Origin of the sequence: Paenibacillus sp. 79R4 (genome assembly GCF_013393165.1) — a bacterium.
Taxonomy (GTDB): Bacteria; Bacillota; Bacilli; order Paenibacillales; family Paenibacillaceae; genus Fontibacillus.
In genome coordinates, this window is the sequence record NZ_QJOT01000007.1 from 197,853 (window position 1) to 215,782 (window position 17,930).

Sequence of the window (17,930 nt, forward strand, 5' to 3'; positions counted from 1 at the left end):
AGGGCACTTATATGACAGCTATTGACCATATACTTGATAAAGCACTTAAAGGGGAGCGCGTTAATCTTGAAGAGACGATCGCCTTGTTCGAGTCTGAAGAAGTTGAGAAGATGGGACATGTGGCGAACATTCTGATGGAGCGTAAACATCCTGAGCCATTGACGACATTTGTCATCGGCCGCAACGTGAACTACACCAATATTTGTGATGTTTATTGCCGTTTCTGTGCATTTTATCGTCGACCTGGATCAGAAGAAGGTTATGTTCTGCCAACAGAGGCAATTCTGCAAAAAATCCAGGAAACCATTGATGTTGACGGAACGGAGATTTTAATGCAGGGGGGAACGAATCCTAACCTGCCATTCAGTTATTATACGGATCTTCTAAAAGAAATTAAAACTCATTTCCCGGATATTACAATGCATTCCTTCTCTCCAGCGGAAATTATGAAAATGAAGGAAGTTTCGGATGGACTTTCGCTTGAGGAGGTATTGCGGCAGATACATGCGGCAGGCCTGGATTCCTTGCCAGGCGGTGGCGCTGAGATTCTTGATGACCGTACCCGGCGGAAAATTAGCCGTTTGAAGGGCTCCTGGAGAGACTGGATGGATGTAATGCAGACCGCTCACAAGATCGGCATGAACACGACGGCTACAATGGTTATCGGATTTGGAGAGTCCATGGAAGAACGTGCACTTCATTTACTGCGTGTGCGTGAAGCTCAGGACGAATGCATCCAGAATCACTATCCTTCGGAGGGCTTCCTGGCCTTTATTCCTTGGACCTTCCAGCCGGATAACACAAACTTGAAGAAGGAGCGGCAAACCCCGGAAGCTTACCTGAAGACGGTAGCGATCAGCCGGATTGTCCTTGATAATATTAAGAATCTGCAGTCCTCATGGGTTACGATGGGGCCTGAGGTGGGCAAATTATCCCTGCAGTATGGCTGCAACGACTTCGGCAGTACGATGATTGAAGAGAATGTTGTCTCATCGGCAGGTGCAACGTATAAAGTAAATATTGAAGCGATTCTTTCCATTATTCGTGAAGCGGGGAAAATTCCGGCACAGCGTAATACGAAGTATGATATTCTGCGTGTATTTGATAAGGAATCTCACGTTGAACGGGATTTTGTGATGCAAAATTAGGCTGGTGCCAGGCCGCAGTTAACCAGCTCCTGACCTGGTCTAGGTAACATTGGAAAGTCTGCCTTTCATTCCATGGGCTTGATCCGTATATCCGTTTTCTCCTCACCATATACTTGTGAAGAGGAAGCGGAAGGGGGAAAGTCCATGGATTTTTTTACAATTCGGATCAATATTGACGGTACAGACTCGGGTGCCCGCTTTACAGAGTGCTTCTCAGGACAAGATCTGTATATTGACTCAGGTCAGTCAGCAATCAGCTACTCCACAGACGGAAAAATCATGGATGTTCTCGTTGGGATATCTGGTGAGACTTCACACGGACACAAGTATCCGGACCCGGAATGGGGCGAGGGATATGAACGGTTAGCAGAGGGAATCGCACGATATGTAGTTGAGGTGAAGGAGGCGGGGATTCTGTCCGCGATGTTATCCAGGAAATATTCCTTCGCTTCAGCTGAAGATTATGAAGCGGTATCGAAGCTAAGTCTACGCTTGCTTGGAACGGATGAAGCCGGTTTTTCTGCCAGACGCACGCGGATGTCCATTATTAAGAAGGAATTGAAAAATTATTTGCAGCAAAGCGCTTTTGTACATTTGGACGGTCTGATTACTTTTCGGCTAAGGGAATATAGGGACAAACTGGATGAGATTATCGATTATGCGGTGGATGAGCTTCTGCTTGATAAGCAGTATGAAGAATTTATCGGCCTGCTCCAGTATTTTGTTCATTTTCAAGAGCCATTGACCCCACTTGTCCATTTGATGCATAAGAAGGATCAGGAATTCGTTGTTTTGGATGAGAAATTTACATCGATCCATATTCCTGCTGGCGGGGGGATGGTCGCACGAATCGCTGATCAGGAGCTGGAGATGGAAAATGCCGTTGTCAGCTCTTTGATTTCTCTGGCACCGGTTCGTATTTTAATCCATACGCCATGGCCGGAAATGCAGATGATCTCAACGATCTGCCGCATTTTTGGGGAGCGGGTGGAGATCTGTTCGCAGTGCCCGCAATGCACCTTGTTCCATCAATCGGATAGATCGAGGGATCAGTGTACCTAAACCGCCAAAACCAGCCTATTTCCTTGACTGTAGGACAGGATCGCTATATAATTTACACATTAGTTGTAATTAAAGCAGGATTCAAAAAGTCGGTTTTCAGCACCGAGAAAGTTGGATGAAGCAGGGCATAAGGAGCGCAGCGTACGTGGTGTGTACGTGAGCACCGGAAGGCCCGTTGAATTCAAGATTCGATGCCGAAAGACTTCCTGACTCACTACGTGATCAAAAGTGACTTTTTGATTAACCTCTAAAAGCGATGACAAAGATATGAACCAGATTTTGAACTGTACAGAGAGAGGGGACTTGGCTGGAATTCCCTTCGGATTCATTCTTGGTTTACCCCTTTGTAGCTGCTGTTCCGAACCAAGGAAACAACGGGCTTATGGGTTGATTCAACTGTTGCCCGGTTATCCGGTATTAGGAATCGCCGGTTCATTACCGTTACACAATGCTTAATTAAGGGCTTGTCTTGTATTGGGACAGCCGAATAAGGGTGGAACCACGGGTAAATCACGCTCGTCCCTTTTACGGGACGGGTGTTTTTTGTATGTCCGCTTCCGGCGGCCAAACAACGAGAGGGAGGAAATGAAAGTGGCACTATCGATTACTTTGCCGGACGGATCGGTCCGGGAATATGCAGAAGGTAGTTCTTTTGAAGACGTAGCGGCATCGATTAGCAGCGGTCTGCGCAAAAATGCGGTGGCTGGCAAGTTGAACGGGGTGGCCGTTGACCTGAACACGAAGCTGGAGGACGGCGCGAAGATAGAGATTATAACGCTGGATTCGCAGGATGGTCTGGAAATTATGCGCCACAGCTGCGCTCACTTGATGGCTCAAGCCGTAAAACGATTATTTGGCGGCAAAGAGGTTAAGCTTGGTGTTGGTCCTGTGATTGAAGACGGATTTTACTATGATATGGACCTGGAACACCCGCTGAATCCTGAAGATCTGCAGAAGATTGAGAAGGAAATGGAGCGGATTATTGGCGAGAACCTGCCGATTACACGCCGCGAAGTAAGCCGTGAGGAAGCGATTGTGATCTTCACTGAAATGGGCGATCCTTACAAGCTTGAATTGATTCGGGATCTGCCGGAAGGCGAGACGATCTCCATCTATGACCAAGGCGAATTTACCGATTTGTGCCGCGGGCCGCACGTGCCTTCCACCGGCAAGATCAAAATCTTCAAGCTTCTTAGCGTGGCTGGCGCTTACTGGCGCGGCAACAGCGACAACAAGATGCTGCAGCGCATTTATGGTACAGCATTTGTGAAGAAGGCTCAGCTCGATGAGCACTTGCATATGCTGGAGGAAGCGAAGAAGCGCGACCACCGTAAGCTGGGTAAGGAGCTTAGCATCTTTACTTTTAATAATTTGGTTGGACAAGGCCTGCCGATCTGGCTTCCAAAAGGGGCGACTCTGCGCCGCACTCTGGAGCGCTATATTGTTGATATTGAGGAACGCCTTGGCTATCAACATGTCTATACTCCTGTACTCGGTAGCACAGAGCTGTACAAAACCTCCGGACATTTGGCTCACTATGAAGAGGATATGTTCCCAAGAATGCAGGTCGATAACGAGGAATTCGTTCTTCGTCCGATGAACTGTCCGCACCACATGATGGTATTTAAAAGCGATATGCGCAGCTATCGGGATCTTCCGATCCGTATCGCAGAGCTGGGGATGCAGCACCGTTATGAAATGTCTGGGGCATTGACAGGGCTGCACCGCGTGCGTTCGATGACGCTGAATGATGCGCATATCTTCTGTCGCCTGGATCAGATCAAAAGCGAGTTCTCCCGTGTGCTTGACTTGATCAAGCAAGTATATAGCGATTTCGGCATCGGTGAATACCGCTTCCGTCTGTCCTATCGCGATCCCCAGGATACAGAGAAGTATTATCAGAATGACGAAATGTGGAACACTGCACAGCGTATGCTGCGCGAGGTTGTAGAAGAAGCAGGCTTGCCGTTCTATGAAGCAGAAGGCGAAGCGGCGTTCTATGGTCCGAAGTTGGACGTACAAATCAAAACCGCTCTGGGCAAGGAAGAGACTCTATCCACCGTTCAGATCGACTTCCTTCTGCCGGAACGCTTTGAGCTGGAATATGTTGGAGAAGATGGAGCAAAGCATCGCCCCGTGGTGCTGCACCGCGGTATTCTCGGTACAATGGAGCGGTTTACAGCGTTCCTGCTTGAGAACTTTGCTGGCAATTTGCCGCTCTGGCTGTCACCGGTACAAGCGAAGGTCATTCCGGTCTCGGCACATTTTGAGGAATATGCACGTCAGGTTGAGGATAAATTGCGGGCTGGAGGCATTCGTGCCGAGAGCGACCTGCGCAATGAGAAGCTTGGATATAAGATTCGTGAAGCTCAGCTTGAGAAGATTCCATATATGTTCGTTGTTGGCGAGAATGAGAAGAATGGCGGTACCGTCTCGGTGCGCAAACGCGGCGAAGGGGATCTGGGCGCGCAGCCATTGGAAGACGTGCTTGACTCCTTGAAAAATGATATCGCCAACCACACTATTTAATTGTTGCTTGTAGTGAGGTTAGAGACGAGAGCAATGGCTTTTTGAAAAATGAAATGTATAAATTGCGGCGCATATGGAAAACCTCTTGGAATAAGGGGGAGGTTTTTCGTATGCGCCAAATTATTTTATGGCAAAAAATTGTATTGGTAAGTATTTTGACGGGCATGCTTCTGCACGGAATTTCACTGGATCATATTCCTGCGGCAGCCAAATCGGCAAATGTGACAAATATATCGTATGCAGATCCGTACTATGAACAGAAGAAATATTTTGAGAAGATGCGTTTGCTGGACACTCAATCAAGGCAGGAATCATTTGGTAATCCAGCTGTCAAGCAGCAAACGGTCATGATACCTAAGTCGATGGAAATGATGCAAAGGCCGTTACAACCGAAGGTTGATAAGGCGGAAAAGGCCGAATCAGTCAAGAAGAAAGTGAAGACGGTCAAGGTGATGGCTACGGGGTATACCGCTGGTTATGAATCGACTGGCAAAAAGCCCAACCATCCGGAATATGGCATCACGTACTCCGGAGTCAAGGTACGCCGCGATAAAAATACAGTCTCTACGATTGCAGCGGATCTGAAGGTATTCCCGCTTGGAACGATTCTGTACATTCCTGGCTATGGCTATGGGGTTGTAGCGGATAAGGGCTCGGCGATCAAAGGCAAGAAGATTGATCTGTATTTTAAAACGACGAAGCAGGTTTATAAAGAATGGGGCAAGAAGGAAGTTGAGGTTCAGGTCATCCGCAATGGTAACGGTAAGTTGACGGAGGCTATGCTGCGTGAGCTGGGCGAGGCGATGGAGGTTGGTAAGGAGATCCCCGAAGACCTCTGGAACAAAGCCGTATAGAGGTCGTTCAAAAATTCGCTTTTGATCACGAAGCAGCACTGAGAGCATATTCAGCATCGAATCTTGAATTCAGCCGGGTCTTCCGGTGCTCACGTACCCAAACCGTACGCTGCGCTCCTCGGCCCCTGCCTTCATCCAATCTTCTCGGTGCTGAAAAGCGAATTTTTAAACCTGATTTAATGAGGTAGTTCAAAAATTCGCTTTTGATCACGAAGCAGCACTGAGAGCATATTCAGCATCGAATCTTGAATTCAGCCGGGTCTTCCGGTGCTCACGTACCCAAACCGTACGCTGCGCTCCTCGGCCCCTGACTTCATCCAATCTTCTCGGTGCTGAAAAATGAATTTTTGAACCTGAAATAGTGAGGTCGTTCAAAAATTCGCTTTTGATCACGAAGCAACACTGAGAGCATATTCAGCATCGAATCTTGAATTCAGCCGGGTATTCCGGTGCTCACGTACCCAAACCGTACGCTGCGCTCCTCGGCCCCTGGCAGTGAGTTATGAGGTAGTTTTAACCTGTTTGAAAGTTGCATAGTTTCCCTGAGGTCCTTGCATAATAAGGTTGGTTCGTTCTGAAAGAACGTGCCGTTAAGTCGATAATAAAGACTTCTTATCGCGAAAGTGCAAGGGAGGTGAAATCTGTGCCAAATCAAAATAAAAACAAAGCAGCTTCTCCCGGCTATAAGACTCCTAACGAGAAGTTTAATGCCGAGTTTGCTGAGGAGAACTTGACAACAGCTACGGCTAAAAAAGTTTCCCGTAATGTCAAACATAAACAAGGTTCTCATGTGCAATAACTGAGAGATACAACGAGATCTACAGGGCGCCCGTTCGGGTTGCCCTTTTTTGTATAAGCTGGCTGCTGGTTGCTTTAGAATTCCTATCCAGTCCTATCTCAAAGGATTCGCTTGGCAAAGTTTCAAATTAGTCTGTAAGAAAAAGTAAAACGACTCGGTCTCGAGACTGATAGCATGTTCCATCCCGCGCCGCTGTTGCTTGTCATTGAAATGCGTTACACTGTTGATACAGTAGATGACGAGTAAATGGAGGGGAATGAAAATGAAACATAACTACATAGGTCGCTTGATCGGCGGTCTTGTATTAATATCAATCGGCAGTATCTTTATAATGAATATGATGGGCTACACCGATATCAGTATAGGCTATTTGTTCGGAACATTTTGGCCGGTATTTCTTATTCTTGGCGGTATCGCGAGTTTTGCTAATGGAGACAGACGTGGAGGCAGCTTGATCGGCAGTGTTATTCTGATTGTGATCGGCGGTTATTTCCTGGCCAGGAATTTGGACTTGGTACAGGTTGACCCCGGGCAGTTCTTCAAGTTTTTTGTCCCACTAGCATTGATTATCGCCGGTATAAATCTGCTGTTCAAGCCGCGTTCTCCGCGGTTCAAGCAGCCTCCGTTCCCGCCTCCGGCACCTCCAAAGCCGCCGGTTCCTCCCATTTCGGAGATGGAATCGTCGCTGGACTCGATCTTTGAAGCGATGGAGAAGCCTAAGAAAGAGAAGAAAATGGGATCGGGCAACTTCGATTACAATCATTTTGGCGACAGTCCATTCGATAAGAAGCAGCAAGGAAATGGAATGCATGGATCCTACGATTCAGAGGAAATGGATAACAAATCAGGTTGGAAGGAACAGTTCCATAAGAAGTTCAACGATTTTGGTTCTAAAGAGACGCTTAACAAATCAGGTTTCGTTGGCGATGTTCATATGGGCCAGGAATATTTCCAGCTGCAGCCGATGAACATCTCCCATTTTATCGGAGATACCATTATCGATTTAACCAAGGCCCAGATTCCTTACGGTGAGACAAAGATTAATATTTCAGCATTTATTGGCGATGTGAAAATTTTTGTGCCTGACGATATGGATGTCGCCGTTGTAGCTGTGTCGAGTGCATTTATCGGCGACCTGTCTGTCTTCTCCCAGAAGCAGGGCGGTTTCATGAGCAATATTAAGGCGCAGACTCCATATTATAATGAGGCTAACAAGAAAGTGAAGCTGATCATCAGTGTATTTATCGGGGATGTCAAAGTAAATATGGTGGGTTGATAATATGATCGTTCAACGGATTCTAAAAAATACAAAATGGGAGCTGCTCGGATTCTTTCTGCTGACAGGCAGTTTGGCGGCCATTGCTTCCTATATCGGCGTTAGGGCGGGGATCATCATCATTGGTGATCCCCATGTCTGGTTCTATGAGACGATAACGATCGTCGTATTAACACTAATCATTGGCTATATCGCTGGCCGTCGTATTCAGGGACGGATTGATCTGCTGCATCTAAATATGCTTCAGGCCGCCAAGGGGAATTTATCCATACGAATGCCCGAAACACTGGATCAATCCTTTGCCGGGGTATATCAAGAGTTCAACAATATGACGGATGCGGTGGAAAAGAAGATGAAGCTCCTGCAGCAGCTTGGCGAGCAGGAGGTTGTCGAGAAGGAGCAAGCAGCTGAGCTTGCGGTACTGGAGGAACGGCGCCGACTGGCCCGTGACCTGCACGATACGGTCAGCCAGCAGCTATTTGCCATTCATATGGCCGCCTCCTCGCTTCCCAAGGTGTTGGAGATTAATGAAGCCCAGGCACAGACCGTGATGGAGCAGCTGATTCTAATGTCGAATACGGCGCAGAAGCAGATGCGCGCACTCATCGCCCAGCTTCGCCCGATGGAGCTTGTTGGCAAGTCGCTTGCAGAAGCGCTTGATCAGTGGTTTCCTGATTATTGCCGACAGAACGGGCTGAAAGGGATGAAAGACCTTGATATTCAAGGAGGCATATCGGAAGCCAAGGAACATCAATTGTTCCTGATTATTCAAGAAGCAATGGCCAACATTGTCAAGCATGCCGGTGCAAAAGTAGTCAGCATGTCGCTCAAGGAAGGTCCAAGACAGGTCATTCTCAGTGTTAGCGACGACGGCCAGGGGTTCAGCAGTAGTACTGCTCAGAGACCAGGATCTTATGGACTAACCACCATGCGTGAACGGGCTGAGAAGCTTGGCGGTCATGTCGAGATTATAAGCAAGCCAGGAGCGGGGACAACCATCCGTGTGCATATTCCGAAATTTGAGACGGGAAAAGAGGCGGCTGTAAATGAGTGATAAAATTAAGGTGATGATTGTTGATGATCATGATATGGTTAGAATGGGACTTAAAACTTATTTAATGATGGATCCCCTTTTTGAGGTTATTGCTGAAGCAGGAAACGGAAAAGAAGCGGTTGATTTTATGAACGCTAACCCGGAGAATGCTCTGCCTGATATTGTATTAATGGATCTTATGATGCCGGTGATGAACGGAGTAGAAGCAACAAGGGCCGTACTGGAGCGTTATCCGCAAATCAGAATCGTCATCCTGACGAGTTTCATAGAAGACGACCTGGTCGTGCAGGCGGTAGAAGCCGGAGCGGTTAGCTATTGTCTCAAGACGGTGTCTGCAGATGAACTGATCCATGCCCTGCAGCAGGCTAGCCGCGGCATGCCGGTGATGACCGGGGAGATCGCTCAAGCACTGACACGCGGCCTTCGCCAGCGGACGGTACAGGGCGATGATACTGATCTGACCGAGCGTGAAAAGGAAGTACTGCTGCTTATTGCTGAAGGAAAGAGCAACAAAGAGATTGGAGAAGAACTGCATATCAGCATCAAGACAGTCAAGACTCATGTCAGCAATTTGCTGATGAAATGCGATCTCGAAGATCGTACGCAATTGGCCATTTTTGCTCATCGTCAAGGGTGGGTTAGCTAACTTCCAGCTTTTATCTCCTTTTTAATTGTTTTTAAGGTATGTTTAAGGTTCTTGGTACAAAATAATAAATGTAAACGAGATAACAACCCAAACAATCAATTACCCCTGTAGCATCAAGGGGAAGGAGGTATATTAATCATGGAAGAGGATAAAAACAAATCGGGTCAACCCTTCAAAGAGGATGAAAGCGATAGATCACAAGGAACCCAGGATTCCGGCGCTTCCTACTATTATTCTTACGGTCCGTTCCAATCCTATAGCAAGGAGCCGGAAGGAATTAGCACCAGCAGCAGTTACTCGGGCAGCGAAGGCCCGTCGCAGGATGTTGAGATTACAAGACCGCAGCCGGTGAAGCCGCTCCCGAACGCATATGGTTACCGTTCCTCAACCGAGGACGCTGGCGCATTAAATGGTGGAGGAGGAGGGGCACTACCTCCCAAAAATTCAGGCAACTGGCAGTTCAATAAGCCGAAGAGGAAATCCTCTGCCAAATCCATCATCGCTGCTTTCCTGGCAGGTATGCTGATCATGGGGGGCGGGATGGCGTTTGCTGACTATGCTCATGTTTTTACAGGAAATCCATCCCAACCAACCGTAGCTGAACAGAATATGAATCAAGGCAGCAACGATACTACAGCTTCGAAGGCGTCGACCACTTCCTATCCGGTGGCAGGCTCTACAGATGTGGCGGGTGTTGTGAAGGAAGCCGGACCGGCGGTGGTTAAGATTGAGACGCTGGTCAAAGCTGGCAAGCAGTCAAGCCGCAGCAATTCCTATAGTGATGATCCGTTCTATCGTTTCTTCTTCGGTGATGATTCGAGTAACGGAGGTTACGGTAATGGAAACGGCAATGGCACTGATGGCAGTGGTTCCTCATCCAACTCGAACCAATTGGTTCCAACCGGTATCGGTTCCGGGTTCATCTTCGATAAGAGCGGCTATATCCTGACCAATGAACATGTGGTCCACAATGCCGATGTTGTTCAAGTCACGGTACAAAATACCGAGAAACCCTATGAAGCCAAGGTGCTTGGCACGAGCTATGAGCTTGATCTCGCCGTGCTGAAGATCGAGGGCAATAACGACTTCCCGTCCATCCCGCTAGGAAGCTCTGACAACTCGCAGGTCGGCGATTGGCTGGTAGCTATCGGGAACCCGAAAGGCTTTGACCATACCGTTACTACGGGCGTACTTAGTGCAAGAGAGCGCAGCATCACCATCGCTGGCGAGAATGGGGAGAAAGACCGGGAGTATGAGCACTTGCTGCAGACGGATGCCTCGATCAACCCCGGCAACTCTGGCGGTCCGCTCTTGAACTTGAATGGTGAGGTTGTAGGGATTAACGTTGCAGTTAGCGCGGATTCTCAAGGTATTGGATTTGCGATTCCGACCAGTACGGTCAAAGAAGTCATCGATAAGCTGAAGAATAACGAGAAGATTCCGGAAAAACCGGTTCCATTTATCGGCGCCACACTGATGACGATGAGTGATGAAGTCGCTGCGCAAATGGGTTCAGATGTGAAGGAAGGCTCGGTGGTATCCAGCGTTGTGTTCAAGTCTCCGGCCTATAATGCAGACCTGCGCCCGTACGATATCATTACAGGAGCCGATGGCAAGAAGTTTGCCACCAAGGAAACGCTGATTGAATATATCCAGAAGCAAAATGTCGGTGATGAGGTTACCTTCAATATTGTCCGTGATGGCAACAAGATGGATCTGAAGATTAAGATTGGCAATAAGAATGACTTTGCGAACGTTCAGTAATCGCGTGTATTCAAAAAGTCTGGTTTTCAGCACCGGTAAGGTTGAATGAAGCCAGGACTTTTTGAACTACCTCTTATCGGCAGGTCGATGCGTCTGATCCTGGGCGTTAAAGGAGGCGGCGGGCCCTTGGGCCTGCCGTCTTTTTGCGACAAGTTTAAGTTTGGGTTTGAATTTTGATAGAATATAGGTAAAGACTGGGGCCATAATTGCTTGATCCTGACATATGGTTCTTGATCAGAGGAGGTTGCTTATGAGGTCAGTTATTCTAGTTATCGATGATGATGAGAAGATCACTTCAATGCTGCGGCGTGGCTTGGCATTTGAAGGGTACGATGTATATACGGCCCAAAATGGTGCGGAAGGCTTATCTATGGTGATGACGGCAGAGCCGGATATGATCATTCTGGATGTGATGATGCCGAAGGTGGATGGCTTCGAGGTATGCCGAAGATTGCGCGAAGGCGGGAGTACGGTGCCGGTGCTGATGCTGACGGCCAAGGATGAAGTGGAGAGCCGTGTTAAAGGGCTGGACACCGGAGCGGATGACTATTTGGTGAAGCCGTTTGCGCTTGAGGAGTTGTTGGCCCGGGTACGCGCGTTGCTTCGACGGAAGGATCATGGGAGCGGAGAAAACGGTGAACATCGCTTGATCTTTGAGGATATCATCATGGATCTCGATTCACGAGAAGTGATTCGTGGCGGGGAGAGACTGGAGCTGACCGCGAAGGAATTCGATCTGCTGCATCTGTTCATGCAGAACCCGAAGCGCCTCCTGACTAGAGATCTGATTATGGATAAAATTTGGGGTTATGATTACAGCGGCGAGTCCAATGTACTTGAGGTTTATATTGCCATGCTGCGGCAGAAGACGGAGGAGTTCGGCGGTAAACGCATTATTCAGACGATTCGCGGAGCCGGTTACATTCTGAGAGGAGACTAAGAGCATGTCGATAAGATTACGGCTCACGGCTTGGTATACTAGCATACTAGCAGTCGTATTGATATTGTTCGGTGCTTCGTTCTATGGATTGGTACGCTTCTATACGTATCAGGAAGTAAAGACCCGGCTGGAGGAGCAGGCTAACCGGATTCAAACTTTGATTCTGGATCCCGTGAATTTAGACATCTCTTTAGAGCCCAGCCAAAACAATCGTTTGGAGGATGCGCAGATTTATGCGCAAATCTATAACGATGTGAAGAAGACGATCAACCGATCGAATAATATGCAGGAATTAAATCTTCAATTTCCGCTGCCCAAGGGGGCGCTTAAAAATGGCAATGGATATCAGAGCATTCGGATCGGTGAGAATTCATTTTTACTGTATCAGACCATTTTACAATATAAAAATACGAATATCGGTCTGCTCCAATTAGGTGCCTATACCGGGGCTGAAGAGCGTTTGCTGGGTCTGGTCAGAAATGTGTTATTATTCGGATCATCGATTTCGCTTATTTTTGCCGCAACGCTGGGGATGTTCCTGGCCCGTCAGTCTATGGCGCCGATCGGCAAGGTTATTGAGGCGGCTAACGGGATCCAGACTGGGAATGATCTGAGCGTACGAATCGATTATGAAGGTCCGGACGATGAGATTGGTCAATTAATTGGCACGGTCAATCGGATGTTAGAGCGCACGGAGGGATTCTATAACGAGCTGGATGAAGCCTATTTAGCTCAACGCCGCTTTGTCTCCGATGCCTCCCATGAATTGAGGACGCCGCTGACGACGATTCGTGGCAATGTGGATCTGCTGCAGAAGATGTGGGGCGAGATCGGAGAAAAACGCGTAGAGCTGGATGAGGAGCAGAAGCGGATCTATACGCTGGAGGCGATTACGGACATCGCGGATGAAGCGCGGCGGATGAGCAGTCTGGTTAACGATTTGCTGTCGCTCGCCCGGGCTGATGCTGGCAAGACTATAAACAAAGAACCGCTGGCTCTCTCTCCGTTAATAGAAGAGGTCATACGCAGAGCACAATTCCTTCCCCGCAATGCAGCCTGGCTGCAAGGAAATCTGGATGCTGTCAGGGGGGCTGCTGTGATGGGGAATAAGGATTATTTGCAGCAGCTGTTATTCATTTTTATTGAGAATGCCTTTAAATACACGCCGGAGGGCAGCGTAACGATTGATGCGGCCAGACAGGGGGAACAGATTGGTATTCGCATCACGGATACAGGCATAGGCATGGATAAGAGCGAGATTCCGCATATCTTCGAGAGATTCTATCGGGCCGATCCTTCCCGCGGTGTTATCCAGGGGGTTGGGCTCGGATTATCCATTGCAAAATGGATTATTGATGAGCATGATGGATCGGTTGAGGTGGTTACCAAGCTGGGCGAAGGGACTTCTTTTATCATCTGGCTTCCGGCTCTCTTTAATGCCTTGCCGGAATAGGCTATAATAGGGAGGATTCGTATTATCCGCTTCTCTCGCTAGTAGAGGTTGCTCAAAAGTCCACTTGTGATCAGAAAACGGATCGAAGCCGTTCAAGGATGACTTTTGAATACACACTAGAAGGGACGCACGGAAAGAAGGGAATAATTCATGGAAGTGCTTAAAATTACGCCGCGCGGTTATTGCTATGGAGTTGTCGATGCGATGGTGCTGGCCAGACAGGCTGCGCAAAATCTCGATCTTCCACGGCCTATATATATTCTGGGCATGATTGTTCACAACAGTCATGTGACTCAATCCTTTGAGGATGAAGGCATTATTACGCTGGATGGCCCGAATCGGATGGAAATTCTGAGTCAGGTAGAGAGCGGGACTGTGATCTTCACGGCTCACGGGGTATCTCCGGAGGTTAGAAAGCTGGCTCGTGAGAAAGGGTTGACCACGGTGGATGCGACTTGTCCAGACGTGACCAAGACCCATGTATTGATCAAGGAGAAGGTTGCCGAAGGCTACGAAGTTGTCTACATCGGCAAGAAAGGCCATCCGGAGCCGGAAGGGGCAATCGGCGTCGCTCCTGATAAGGTTCATCTGATTGAGAAGGAAGAGGAGATTGCCGATCTTCAGCTGACGTCTGACCGAATTGTGATCACGAATCAGACGACGATGAGCCAGTGGGACATTAAGCATATTATGAAGAAGCTGTTGGAAAAGTACCCGGCGGCCGAGGTGCATAATGAGATCTGCCTGGCTACCCAGATGCGCCAGCAAGCAGTTGCTGAGCAGGCCAGTCAAGCGGACCTGGTTATCGTTGTAGGCGATCCGCGCAGCAATAACTCCAATCGGCTGGCACAGGTATCGGAGGAGATCGCCGGCGTGACGGCATACCGGATTTCTGATGTGACTGAGATCAAGCAGGAATGGCTGCAGGGAGTCGGCAAGGTAGCGGTGACTTCAGGAGCTTCTACACCAACGCCGATCACGAAGGAAGTCATCAATTATTTGGAGCAGTATAATCCGGACGATCCGTCCACCTGGGAGATCGTCAGAACGGTTAATATGCAGAAGCTGCTTCCTCCGGTTAAGGTTGCCAAGAAATAAAGCTTCCTAATCATATACGATTTATCACGGAGCTCTTTCGTCACTTGAGGCTTCGGGATCGGGAATTTTGCATTCGAGCCGCAGCTCGAATGTATGGTCATCGAATTCTCGTATTCCTGCAGCCTTCGGTCGAACGGGCTCCTTTGTTATGCATGTTTTTAGTACGAGATTCACATTTCTACTTGCTGTTATGAGGCAATCTTGACGGAAGTGGTCCAATAGAGTATATTTTCTTTAACGATTAAAAGCTTAAAAGCGAACAAGCGTTTAAGCGCAACAGTGAAACATAGCTGGGAGCTATATAAATATCCCTAAATGATATCAATGGATAAGGAAAGGATGAAATGATAATGATCGTAGTAACTTCAAATCGAACATCTGAGGAACGGATTCAGGAGATTATAGCCGTTATAGAGAAAGAGGGATTGCAGGTTCATATTTCACGTGGGGAGGATCGTACAGTGATCGGTCTCATTGGAAGTATTGAACCCAAGCTTGCTGAGCATCTGCGGCAGATGAAGGATGTTGAGAATGTTATCAAAATATCCAAATCGTATAAATTAGCGAGCCGTGATTTTCATCCTGAGAATACGGTCATCACAATCGGTGATGTAAAGATCGGCGGGGGAGACCTGGTCATCATGGGTGGTCCTTGTGCCGTTGAATCTCCGGAACAAATTGATGAAATCGCCGGCCTAGTCAAGGCGGCTGGGGGTCAGGTGCTGCGCGGGGGCGCATTTAAGCCGCGTACAGGCCCTTACAGCTTCCAAGGAATCGGTGTCGAAGGACTTGTAATGATGGCCGAGGCGGGCAAGAAGCATGGCCTGCTGACGATTACGGAAGTCATGACACCGGAATATGTTGACGTTTGCGCGGAATACGCTGATATTCTCCAGGTGGGCACAAGAAATATGCAAAACTTTGATCTCTTGCGCAAGCTGGGGTCTTGCGGCAAACCGGTATTGCTCAAGCGGGGATTCAGCGCTACATACGATGAGTTCCTGAATGCTGCCGAGTACATTTTGGCAGGTGGGAATCCGAATGTAATGCTCTGTGAACGCGGTATTCGTACTTTTGAGACCTATACCCGCAATACCCTCGACTTGTCAGCCATTCCGGTGCTTCAATCGCTTAGCCACCTGCCGGTGATTTCGGACCCGAGCCATGGCACCGGACGACGCGAGCTGGTTGAGCCAATGACAAAGGCTTCGGTTGCAGCCGGGGCGGATGGACTCATTATTGAGATGCATACCGACCCTGACAATTCGATGACCGGGGATGGCGTGCAGTCCTTGTTCCCGGATCAATTTGCCGCCTTGCTGCAGGATCTCGAGAAGTTGGCTCCGATTGTAGGCAAGAGATTTGACACGCCAAAGGCTGCACTGCAAAGCAGATAGTTCGTAAAAGATCCATGCTTGGCCATGAAATAAACAGGGTCCTCTGTCTTTATGACGGAGGGCCTTTATACTATTTAGCCATAAGTTTGTACTAGGTGTAATAATACCTTATTTATGATGTAAAAATACCTGACATCACTATTGACGACATAATTTCACGGTTTTATAATGACCTCAGAATAAATCGTAAGCATGAACATTTAATGTAATTATTGCAAATAATGTTCGTGATCTGGGGAGGAAACAACATGTCAGCAGAGCTTGTAATGAGAACTATCAAGGAAAAAGGGATTGAATGGGTGGATTTCCGGTTTGTTGATCTGTCTGGCCGGGCTCACCATATTACGCTTCCAGCGAAGCAAGTTGACGAGGATACCTTCGTTAATGGAGTAGCTTTTGACGGCTCATCTATTCCCGGATTCCGCGGGATTGAGGAATCTGATATGGTGATGATGCCGGATCATGGCGCAGTATTCGTAGACCCGTTCACCGCTCATCCGACGTTAAACGTATTTTGTGATATTTTCACGCCGGAGGGAGAGCGATATGAGCGTGACCCGCGCAGCATCGCGGTAAGAGCCGAAGAGTATTTGCAAGCGAGCGGCCTCGGTACAGCAGCTTACTTCGCACCTGAATCGGAATTTTTCATTTTTGACGATGTTCGCTATGAGAATAAGATTAACGGAACCTTTTATTCCGTTGATTCCGAGGAGGCCTCCTGGAATTCGGGACGAACTGAGGAAGGCGGCAATACGGGCTTCAAAATTCCGGTAAAGGGCGGTTATGTACCGGTGGCGCCGGCTGACAAGCAGCAGGATATCCGCAGCGAAATGTGCCGCCTGCTTGAAGAAGCTGGACTTGAGGTGGAGCGTCACCATCATGAAGTGGCGACTGCCGGCCAGGCCGAGATCAATTTCCGCTTCGACACCCTGCTGAAAACGGCGGATAATCTGATGGTCTATAAATATATCGTTCACAATACGGCGATTCAGTACGGCAAGACAGCGACCTTTATGCCTAAGCCGCTATTCGGCGATAACGGCAGCGGGATGCATGTGCATCAATCGATCTTCAACGGCGATATCCCGCTATTTTATGAAAAAGGGGCGTATGCCAACCTGAGTGAGACTGCGCTGCATTATATCGGCGGCATTTTGTACCATGCCCCGGCGCTGATCGCTTTTACCAATCCGAGCACCAATTCCTTTAAGCGTCTAGTTCCGGGGTATGAAGCTCCGGTCAACCTCGTATATTCCAAAGGCAATCGTTCTGCGGCTGTACGGATTCCCGTCGCCGCTGTAACGCCAAAAGGCTGCCGCATCGAGTTCCGGACTCCGGATTCCACGGCTAATCCATACTTGGCTTTCTCAGCGATGCTGATGGCAGGACTGGACGGGATCAAACGCAAGATCGATCCGGTTAAGGAAGGCTACGGTCCTTTTGACAAAAATATTTACGAACTGTCCAAAGCGGAGAAGGAAGGCATCCGCAGCGTACCGGGTTCGCTGGATGAAGCATTGAATGCACTTGAGGCGGACAGCGAGTTCCTGACCGCAGGCGGCGTGTTCACGAACGAATTCATCGCCAACTATATTGAATTCAAGCGTGCTGAGGCCAGAGCGGTAGCGATTCGTGTTCATCCTTATGAATTCGGCTTATATTATGATTTGTAAAATTGCATCCAGCTTCCTATGATAGAAGGGGTTGAAGCTCTCCATGAACCGGAATAGAAAGAGGTTCAGGGGAGCTTCTTCTTGTATGTCCAGATCGTGGCGATTGAGGGATAGCAGTTCTTGGATAATGATGTTGCAGATTCGTGAACATCCCTTTACATCAGAGAGGCGGAAATGAGATAATAAATAAAACGAAACCGGTTTCGAAATAGAGGGCGACTGCGTGATAGAAAATCC

General features: G+C 48.4%; 14 protein-coding genes. All 14 read left to right on the forward strand.

Features of this window, described 5'->3' with window-relative positions:
• The first annotated feature begins 11 nt into the window (after nucleotides 1–11).
• On the forward strand, nucleotides 12–1,148 hold the full coding sequence (gene mqnC / locus DMN77_RS12055; RefSeq protein ID WP_068780169.1) for a cyclic dehypoxanthinyl futalosine synthase: 1,137 nt from the start codon (nucleotides 12–14) through the stop codon (nucleotides 1,146–1,148).
• Nucleotides 1,149–1,292: 144 nt separating this feature from the next.
• Nucleotides 1,293–2,210: a putative sporulation protein YtxC gene (gene ytxC / locus DMN77_RS12060; RefSeq protein WP_068780170.1), complete on the forward strand. Its 918-nt coding sequence runs from the start codon at nucleotides 1,293–1,295 to the stop codon at nucleotides 2,208–2,210.
• A 591-nt stretch (nucleotides 2,211–2,801) separates the two neighbouring features.
• The gene (gene thrS, locus DMN77_RS12065; protein ID WP_179015139.1) at nucleotides 2,802–4,739 is read left to right on the forward strand and encodes a threonine--tRNA ligase; all 1,938 of its coding nucleotides are present in this window, start codon (nucleotides 2,802–2,804) and stop codon (nucleotides 4,737–4,739) included.
• 110 nt (nucleotides 4,740–4,849) lie between these two features.
• Entirely contained in the window at nucleotides 4,850–5,593 is a 744-nt protein-coding gene (locus DMN77_RS24145) for a 3D domain-containing protein (RefSeq protein ID WP_068780172.1), read from the forward strand.
• 643 nt (nucleotides 5,594–6,236) lie between these two features.
• Entirely contained in the window at nucleotides 6,237–6,392 is a 156-nt protein-coding gene (locus tag DMN77_RS12075) for a hypothetical protein (RefSeq protein WP_179015141.1), read from the forward strand.
• A 262-nt stretch (nucleotides 6,393–6,654) separates the two neighbouring features.
• The gene (gene liaF / locus DMN77_RS12080; protein ID WP_179015143.1) at nucleotides 6,655–7,668 is read left to right on the forward strand and encodes a cell wall-active antibiotics response protein LiaF; all 1,014 of its coding nucleotides are present in this window, start codon (nucleotides 6,655–6,657) and stop codon (nucleotides 7,666–7,668) included.
• A gap of 4 nt (nucleotides 7,669–7,672) precedes the next feature.
• On the forward strand, nucleotides 7,673–8,722 hold the full coding sequence (locus DMN77_RS12085) for a sensor histidine kinase (RefSeq protein ID WP_068780174.1): 1,050 nt from the start codon (nucleotides 7,673–7,675) through the stop codon (nucleotides 8,720–8,722).
• Entirely contained in the window at nucleotides 8,715–9,368 is a 654-nt protein-coding gene (locus DMN77_RS12090) for a response regulator (RefSeq protein WP_068780175.1), read from the forward strand. The genes DMN77_RS12085 and DMN77_RS12090 overlap by 8 nt, the downstream gene beginning before the upstream one ends.
• A 138-nt stretch (nucleotides 9,369–9,506) precedes the next feature.
• Entirely contained in the window at nucleotides 9,507–11,132 is a 1,626-nt protein-coding gene (locus DMN77_RS12095; RefSeq protein WP_068780176.1) for a S1C family serine protease, read from the forward strand.
• A gap of 250 nt (nucleotides 11,133–11,382) precedes the next feature.
• Nucleotides 11,383–12,072 carry a response regulator transcription factor gene (locus tag DMN77_RS12100; protein ID WP_068780177.1) on the forward strand — a complete coding sequence of 230 codons (690 nt, stop codon included), beginning with the start codon at nucleotides 11,383–11,385 and terminating at the stop codon, nucleotides 12,070–12,072.
• Between the two features lie 4 nt (nucleotides 12,073–12,076).
• Nucleotides 12,077–13,525, forward strand: coding sequence for a sensor histidine kinase (locus tag DMN77_RS12105; RefSeq protein WP_068780178.1), 1,449 nt, complete (start codon nucleotides 12,077–12,079; stop codon nucleotides 13,523–13,525).
• A 150-nt stretch (nucleotides 13,526–13,675) separates the two neighbouring features.
• Nucleotides 13,676–14,623: a 4-hydroxy-3-methylbut-2-enyl diphosphate reductase gene (locus DMN77_RS12110; protein ID WP_068780179.1), complete on the forward strand. Its 948-nt coding sequence runs from the start codon at nucleotides 13,676–13,678 to the stop codon at nucleotides 14,621–14,623.
• A 350-nt stretch (nucleotides 14,624–14,973) separates the two neighbouring features.
• On the forward strand, nucleotides 14,974–16,020 hold the full coding sequence (gene aroF, locus DMN77_RS12115; protein WP_068780180.1) for a 3-deoxy-7-phosphoheptulonate synthase: 1,047 nt from the start codon (nucleotides 14,974–14,976) through the stop codon (nucleotides 16,018–16,020).
• Nucleotides 16,021–16,268: 248 nt separating this feature from the next.
• Nucleotides 16,269–17,693 (forward strand): type I glutamate--ammonia ligase, encoded by a 1,425-nt coding sequence (gene glnA, locus DMN77_RS12120; RefSeq protein ID WP_179015144.1) that lies wholly within the window; start codon nucleotides 16,269–16,271, stop codon nucleotides 17,691–17,693.
• Nucleotides 17,694–17,930 lie beyond the last annotated feature (237 nt).